5 protein-coding genes are annotated in these 7,864 nt (G+C 67.0%); 2 read left to right on the forward strand and 3 right to left on the reverse strand.

Features of this window, described 5'->3' with window-relative positions; genetic code table 11:
- Positions 1-155: 155 nt before the first annotated feature.
- Complete coding sequence (locus AB0B58_RS21215; protein ID WP_360225883.1) at positions 156-1,139, reverse strand: formylglycine-generating enzyme family protein; 984 nt, start codon at positions 1,137-1,139, stop codon at positions 156-158.
- 277 nt (positions 1,140-1,416) lie between these two features.
- Between AB0B58_RS21215 and AB0B58_RS21220 the strand changes: the two genes are divergently transcribed.
- The gene (locus tag AB0B58_RS21220; protein WP_360225886.1) at positions 1,417-3,747 is read left to right on the forward strand and encodes an arylsulfatase; all 2,331 of its coding nucleotides are present in this window, start codon (positions 1,417-1,419) and stop codon (positions 3,745-3,747) included.
- Between the two features lie 570 nt (positions 3,748-4,317).
- Here AB0B58_RS21220 and AB0B58_RS21225 read toward each other — a convergent pair.
- Entirely contained in the window at positions 4,318-5,103 is a 786-nt protein-coding gene (locus tag AB0B58_RS21225) for a nitrilase-related carbon-nitrogen hydrolase (RefSeq protein ID WP_360225889.1), read from the reverse strand.
- Positions 5,104-5,289: 186 nt separating this feature from the next.
- Positions 5,290-6,087: a hypothetical protein gene (locus tag AB0B58_RS21230; protein WP_360225892.1), complete on the reverse strand. Its 798-nt coding sequence runs from the start codon at positions 6,085-6,087 to the stop codon at positions 5,290-5,292.
- Between the two features lie 884 nt (positions 6,088-6,971).
- Here AB0B58_RS21230 and AB0B58_RS21235 point away from each other — a divergent pair.
- Complete coding sequence (locus AB0B58_RS21235) at positions 6,972-7,667, forward strand: hypothetical protein (protein WP_360225895.1); 696 nt, start codon at positions 6,972-6,974, stop codon at positions 7,665-7,667.
- The last annotated feature ends 197 nt before the right edge of the window (positions 7,668-7,864 follow it).

Here is a 7,864-nt window from a genome sequence, read left to right on the forward strand (position 1 = left end):
GGAGAGTGACCTCTCTGGAGAGCTCGCCCGGGGCGGCTGAAAATGGGTGCGGGGGTCCGTGACGTCGTGGGACTGTGGTGCTTCGAGCCCGTTTTACAGCGGGGTTCATCTACCAGAGCGATAGCGGCAATGGAGTTGCAGGCGACCGACGTCTTCTACGGTGCCGTTCGCACGACGCAGCGGAATCCAAGGTGGCAAGTGGAGGTGTCGACCGGCTGCGGCATCCTCGCTGCGGGGCGATAGCGGCGGCAGTAGTTAGGTGCGCACAGGTGCGAGCCGCCCTTCATCACCTTGCGCGGGATGCGCAGGTGCGGTTGGCCGGGTTCCACGCTGCCGGCCTGGTCGCCGCCGGCGGGGTTGGCCCGAGCTGGGGTGCCGCAGCAGGTGGGTGCGCTCGGCGCGAGGTGACGGTGCTCGGCGTACCAGTCGGATGTCCACTCCCAGACGTTGCCGATCATGTCGTACAGGCCGTACCGGTTGGCCGGGAACGCCCCGATCGGCGAGGTGCCGGCGTAGCCGTCCAGACGCAGGTTCTCGTGGGGGAACTCGCCCTGCCAGGTGTTGGCCATATGGGCTCCGTCGGGGTTGAGTTCGTCGCCCCAAGCGAACTGGCTGTCGGGCAGGCCGCCGCGGGCTGCGTACTCCCATTCGGCCTCGGTGGGGATCTGCTTGCACGCCCAGGTCGCGTAGGCGAGCGCGTCCGCCCACGCCACATGGGTCACCGGATGGTCGCCGAGTCCGTGCAGTGATGTGTCGGGGCCGGTGGGGTGGCGCCAGTCCGCGCCGGGCACGTACGACCACCACTGATAGGGGTCGCGCAGGTCGACCGGATGCGGCGGCGGCGTGAACACCGCCGAGGCGGGTGCCAGCAGGGCCGGGTCCGCACCGGGATACGCGGCGGGGTCCGCGGGTCGTTCAGCCAGCGTCTGATAACCGGTCGCCTGCACGAACGCCTCGAACTGGGCGTTGGTCACCGGACCAGGATCGATCCAGAACCCGTCGACGGTGACCGGATGGGCCGGGGCCTCCTCCGGATAGTGGCGGTCCGATCCCATGGTGAACCGGCCGCCGGGAATCCACACCATGCCGTCGCGGTGGGCCTGCTGGCCGGGCGGTGTGGATCGATGCGTGGTGACCATGTTTCTCTGTCCTCCACCGGTCGGTTTGCGGCTAGCCCGTGACACTGCACGGTCTTCGACGGCCCGGCCGACCTCGAGTATCTGCATTCAAGCGCTTGTCATGCCGACCACCAATAACGATACTACCGGTAACGTATCACGCCGGGTGACCGTTCGGCGTCGCATGCGAACGCCGGCAACGAGCCGAGCCGGCGATCGGCGTCGCAGGTCCGCCCGTCCGAGTTCATGGGAGGGCTCCGTGCCTGCGAAAGACGATCTACCCCGCACCGCGCTGCCTATGCCTGACCGGCCCAAACCAGGGCTGACCACCTATGATGCGCGGGATCCGGACACCTCGTTCGCGCCGATAACTCCGTTGCGGCCGCCCGCCGGGGCGCCGAACGTCCTGGTCATCCTGCTCGATGACGTCGGTTTCGGGGCTTCCAGCGTGTTCGGTGGCCCGGTGGACACCCCGGTGGCGCAGCGGCTGGCCGACGGCGGGCTGCGCTACAACCGGTTCCACACCACCGCGCTGTGCTCACCGACCCGCCAGGCGCTGCTGACCGGCCGTAACCACCACTCGGTCGGCATGGGTGCGATCACGGAACTGGCCACCTCCGCGCCCGGATACAGCACCATCCGGCCCAACACCAAGGCGACGCTGGCTGAAACGCTGCGGCTCAACGGCTTCGCCACCGCCCAGTTCGGCAAGTGCCACGAGGTCCCGGTCTGGGAGACAAGCCCGGCCGGCCCGTTCGACCGCTGGCCAACCGGCAGCGGCTTCGAGCACTTCTACGGCTTCATCGGCGCCGAGACCAACCAGTACCACCCCACCCTCTACGACGGCACCACCCCGGTCGAGCCGCGGCACACCCCGGAGGAGGGCTACCACCTGACCGAGGACCTGGCCGACCGCGGTGTGGACTGGATCCGCCGCCAGCACGCCCTTCAGCCCGATCGGCCGTTCTTCCTGTACTTCGCCCCCGGCGCCACCCACTCCCCACACCACGCCCCCCGGGAGTGGTCCGACCGGTACACCGGGCGCTTCGACGCCGGCTGGGATGCCCTGCGCGAGGAGATCTTCGAACGGCAGAAGCACCTCGGCGTCATCCCACCCGACGCGGTGCTGCCCGAATTCAACCCGGAGATCCTGCACTGGGACGACATGCCCGACGACCTCAAACCGGTGCTGACACGGCAGATGGAGGTCTACGCCGGGTTCCTCGCCCACACCGACCACCAGATCGGCCGCCTCGTGCAGGCCCTCGACGACCTGGAACTGCTCGACGACACGCTGATCTACTACATCATCGGCGACAACGGCGCCTCCGCCGAGGGCACCATGCAGGGCACCTTCAACGGAGTGATGAACTACAACGGTATGAGCGGGCTGGAGACCGTTGACTTCATGTGCGCGCGGATGGACGAGTTCGGCACGCCCAGCGCGTACAACCACTACTCGGTCGGCTGGGCGCACGCGCTGTCCACGCCGTACCAGTGGACCAAGCAGGTCGCCTCGCACTGGGGCGGCACCCGCAACGGCACGATCGTGCACTGGCCCGCCGGCATCACCGCCCGCGGCGAGCTGCGCGAGCAGTTCGCGCACGTCATTGACGTCGCCCCGACCATCCTCGAGGCCGCCGGGCTGCCCGAGCCGACGACCGTACACGGTGTCACGCAGGCACCGATCGAGGGCGTCAGCATGGGCTACACGTTCGACAGCGCCCAAGCGCCGGAGCGGCACCAGACGCAGTACTTCGAGATCGGCGGCAACCGCGGGATCTACCACCGCGGCTGGACCGCGGTCACCAGACACCGCACGCCCTGGCTTCTGCTCGGCGCGCAGCTGGCGGCTTTCGACGACGACGTGTGGGAGCTGTACGGCCCCGACGACTGGACCCAGTCCCGCGACCTGTCCGCCGAGCAGCCCGACATGCTGCACAAACTGCAGCGGCTGTGGCTCATCGAGGCGACCAAACACGGGGTGTTGCCGCTGGACGACCGGGGTGCGGAGCGGTTCAACCCCGACCTGGCCGGGCGGCCGCAGCTGATCCGAGGCGCCACACAGGTGCTGTTCCCGGGGATGGGTCACCTCAACGAGAACTCGGTCATCAACATCAAGAACAAGAGCCACGCAATCACGGCCCAGCTCGTGGTGCCCGATGCCGGTGCCGAGGGCGTCATCTTGACGCAGGGCGGGATGGCCGGCGGCTGGAGTCTGTACGCCCACGACGGCAGACTGCGCTACTGCTACAACCTCGTCGGCCTGCGCCACTTCTACATCGACTCCGACACCAAGATCCCCGCAGGGGAACACCAGGTCAGGATGGAGTTCGACTACGACGGCCCGGGCCTGGCCAAGGGCGGCACCGTCACCCTCTACGTCGGCGGCGCGCAGATCGGCCGCGGCACGCTACCGGCCACCCAACCCGTGGTGTTCTCCGCCGACGAGGCCACCCACGTCGGCCGCGGGACCGGATCCCCGGTCACCCCGGACTACCCCGCCCGCGACAACGACTTCAACGGTGCCATCCGCTGGGTGCAGATCGATGTGGACGCCGCGGCCGCCAACCTGGAGCACCAGATCCCGATCGAGGAGCGCTGGCGGGTCGCCATGGCCCGGCAGTAAGGCCGCCTCAACCACAACGGAACGGCGGGCTGCTCATCCACGCGAGTAGCCCGCCGCGAGGTGCGATCGGCTGATATCCCCCGGCTCCGGCCCACGGCGCCAAACCCCGCACACTACGTGCCGCCGATCCCATGCGGGCAGATCCCGACTGCTGCCCGTCGGTGCGATCGGCACACCGGCGGTGACAAATGCGGCGAAGGCTTCGGCGAATCGTCCCGCCGCCACGTACTCGATCCGGCGCGAGTGTCTCCCGCTCCGCCACGGCCGACACGGTACGCCGTGGTCGTACACAAGTGCGACTACCCGGGTTTGTGTGGGTGCTGAGCAGCTCGCAGGGTGCCGGCAGGGACGGTGATGGTTGCCACCCGGACAGTCGGGGTGGCACCGCGACCGTGACGCTTTGCTGGGCTCGACGGTCAATCAGTAGTCCAGTGACGCTCAGCCATCAAGGCAGGTGTAGCGCCCAAGACCAGGTGCGCACTTCTGCCGAGATGAGTGCATCCGATCAAGCTGGACCGAGACGTGCGCTGGAAACGGCGTAAGCGCCGACGGACGTCGATTGCGGCGAAGTCATTCCGGCCCGTGATAGGCGATGGACAGCACGTCTTGCCGCCGCTGTCCGAGATACCAGTCTCCCACCTGGGTCAGATCGAGAGTCTGCTTGAGCAGCCCCGGAGCCCCGTTGGGAAGCTCGCCCAGCACCTCGCCCCGCGGAGAAACCACCATGCTCGGACAGTGTTGGTCGGGGTGAGCGATGTTGGCGGATACGACGAAGCGTTGGTTCTCCGCGGCACGGCTGATCAGGTGGCTGCGCCATACGCCTTCAATCTCGCGTGTGTTGGCGGCGTTGGTCATGTAGACGAACAACTCCGCTCCGGTGCTGGCCAAATGCTGCCACTGTTCCGGGAAGCGGACTTCCCGGCACAACTGCACACCTACGGTGAGCTTTCCTTGGGGTTGCGAAATGTTCACAGTCGACAGACCGGCGCCGGGATGCAGCCGTCCGCGTTCGTTCATGGCGAGATTGATCTTCCGGTATACGTAGTGGTCGCCGGCGGCAGTGAAGGTCAGTCCGGCATTGCACCATCCGCCCCGCCACGGCAGGAGCGACCCGCAGAAGATCTCCACCTGTCGCTGGACGGCAAGCGCGCCTACCTGTGCGACGGCGTTACCGATCAGGGCGCGGTCGAAAGCTTCCAGAGGTGTCAGATCCGCGCCATAGCCGGACAGCATGCCTTCGGGCAGGACGACAAGGTCGCCGGGCTGCGCCTCATTGACGATGTCCCGCAAGGTTCCGAGATTGGCGTCGACGTCCCAGGTGACAGGAACTTGCCCGATCAGAATGGAAATCTGCACCAGACGATCTTCGAGGACCGGTGGGCAGCACGCCGACGTGGGGTCGGGGACCATGTCTGCGCATCCGCTTCTGCCGCTGTCCGGGCGCGGCCTGGGTCCGGCGAGTTGCCGAGATGAGCGTGTGGCACCGTCGGACGACGCCGGGCGAGGCGCTTGTGCCCCCATATACCTGCAGGTACCGGCTGGTTACGGGACTGGGTTGAGCAGGTCGGCGTCTGCGGCGAGGGAGTCATCTGGGTCGACGGGCCAGGCGTCGAGGGCGGGATCGTTCAGGAGCTGACGGGCGAGCTCTGCTGTGCCGCCGATCAGAGTGGAGTCGAAGTCGATCTCGGTCGCGACGCACCAGGCTCGGTCGGCCGGCCAGAACAGGTTCGGTGACTGGGGTATGAACCAGTCCGAACGGGGGTGATCGCCGAGTTGCAGGGCCGCGTGCAAGGGGCCGGCGAGCAGGATGTAGTCCCGGTCGCCGTGGTGTAGCTGGGCGGGTGCCGTGTCGGGCAGCCAGCCGTACCCGTCCCAGAGACAGAAGTAGCACGATCCGGGGGTGGAGGTGTGCTGCGCCAGATTCTCGCAGAGCGTGGCGAGCGTCGGCGGTGCCAGCTCGCCACGATCGGGATTATTGCCCGACCACAGCGACCCTGCCATGTTGAAATGATCGGCGGAGCCGACCAACGCGTGCCATTGCATCGTGGGGTGCGCCTGCCGACCGGTCGCCGCGGCGACGGTAGACCAGGTGACCTGCTGGCCGGCGGCATCTTCGACGGGATGACAGACCCGCACGTATGCGGCGTAGCCCTCGGGCACATGCCGGGTTACCGCCCCGAAGGTGCCGATGAGACGGGGCTTGATCCACGAGGCGGCTGCTACGTCGTCATCTCGCGCCAGCTTGAGGTCCGCAGTCTCCATCACTTCAGGATGGCTGACCATGAGCGGCTGAGTGGCCAACCGGAAGACAGTCACCGACGAAGCGGACAAACGGTCCATGACTGGCGTATGCCACCTCAGCGACGACGGATCGGCAAGGCGGAGCCGTCGGTGTCTCGTACCACGACTCGGTCACCAAGTGGTGAGGCAAGGCGAAACTCGCCCCAGGCCAAGTTGTCGGCGGTGCCAAGACCGTCGCACGGCGTCCTGGGATCTTCTCGGCTCACGACAGTCCCTACTCTCACCTCCGTCGCCGTCTCGGTCGCTCGGACATCAAACTGGCCGAGGCACCAGCCGTCTTCTGTCCAGGCCACACCGACAAACAGTGCCGGAGGTTCACCGGGCGCATTCATGACGGACACGAGCTGTGGCTCAAGCCGCGTCTCGGTCACCCCCAGGCGCGCCAGCGGTCCAACACCAAGGAAGCCGACCGCTACGGCACCGAGCGCAGCACTGGTCAAAGCGGCGACGGCTACGACGAGCCAGCGGCGGGTAAGGCTCATCGGCACCCCCTCTGAGCGACGGCGCGTGACCCTAGCAACCTCGGTGCGGCGGGGACAACCCCTGTGATCCCCAACCAAGATGGCTGCCCCGGCTCGTCGTAACACGGAGGGCGCACATTGCCATTCGGAGCCCAGCCGGTACCCGGAGATCGGTGGCCTCGAGGCACTGACGGGGGTAGGCGGATCTGGTGTGGACGACCCGCTCCTGGGCTCGCCTGTCGACGGCGATTGGCGCCCGCACTAGGCACCACCACTCAGCGTCATGTCAATCGTCGTCCAGCGGTCCGGGCGGCCACGCCCGAAAGACAGCGCACCTGATCTGTCCGAGTCAGTCAGGCGACGAACGTCATCAGCTGATCGGCCATCAGCCGCTCCTCTGCAGGCAGGGTGCGCTCACCGCGTCCTAGAACTAGCCTGAAGATCATCGAGACGAAGACGGGGGTGGGCACGGTCATTGTGAGGCGAATCGATCTTGTCGTCCCCTCAGGCCTGGTAACAAACCTGCAGATTCCCTCACTGGCGATCACCGACGGTGCCGCTGATCCGGATTGGGTCGAGGTGCCGCTGGGCCGCTGGCGATTCAAGCGGCAGCCTTCGCTGCGACTCCCCCTGGATCCGCGCAGCGCCAAGAACACCCGCCGGTACGTCCGGCTCGCGCCGTGGTCTCCACTGCCAGCCCTCGTTGCGCTAGTTGCGTGGTCGGTTTCGGTCTTCGGGGACCTGTCGTGGCCTGCGAGCTTGGTGGCGATCGTGGTGGCCGTGGGCGCTCCCTTCACATGGTCTCTACTGAAGACCGGTGGATTGCCTCGGCAAGTGCCGTACCGCACCCGGTTCGGCGACCTACGCATACCCGAGGTTCCTGTAGAGGTCGCTCGGGAATGGGTTGCGCAGAACCAAGGTGTGACCGCCACCAATGAGGCCGCACCGCGTCCTCACTCCCGGCGGTTCTACGCCGCTTGGACCGTGGGCCTTCTACTGGCGGCAGTCGGCCTCGTTGTGGTGTTGGCGAACAACGGGCGAGAAGACTTCATCTTGCTCTGGATGCTGGCGCCCGTGCTGTTCTTCACCGGCGTCTCCATGGCCTTGAAGACCCAGCCGCCGGCGAAGCCCGGTATCGGGCACATCTGGCCTTCCTGAGCCGGGGCAAGGGCGTTACCGCTCAGTTCGGGTATCCGGATCTGGCCGCGATCCGGGCGTTACCCAGAGTCATGTCGAGGCCGTGGCGGCTGCGAGCGAACATGCCGAGATGAGGGCACTCGATATTCCGATAGAAGTGCGGGGGACGGGTGACAGATCATGGGCGGATGACAGTGATGCTTCCAGGAGTTTTCGTC

Source organism: Actinoplanes sp. NPDC049118, assembly GCF_040648555.1.
Taxonomy (GTDB): Bacteria; Actinomycetota; Actinomycetes; order Mycobacteriales; family Micromonosporaceae; genus Actinoplanes.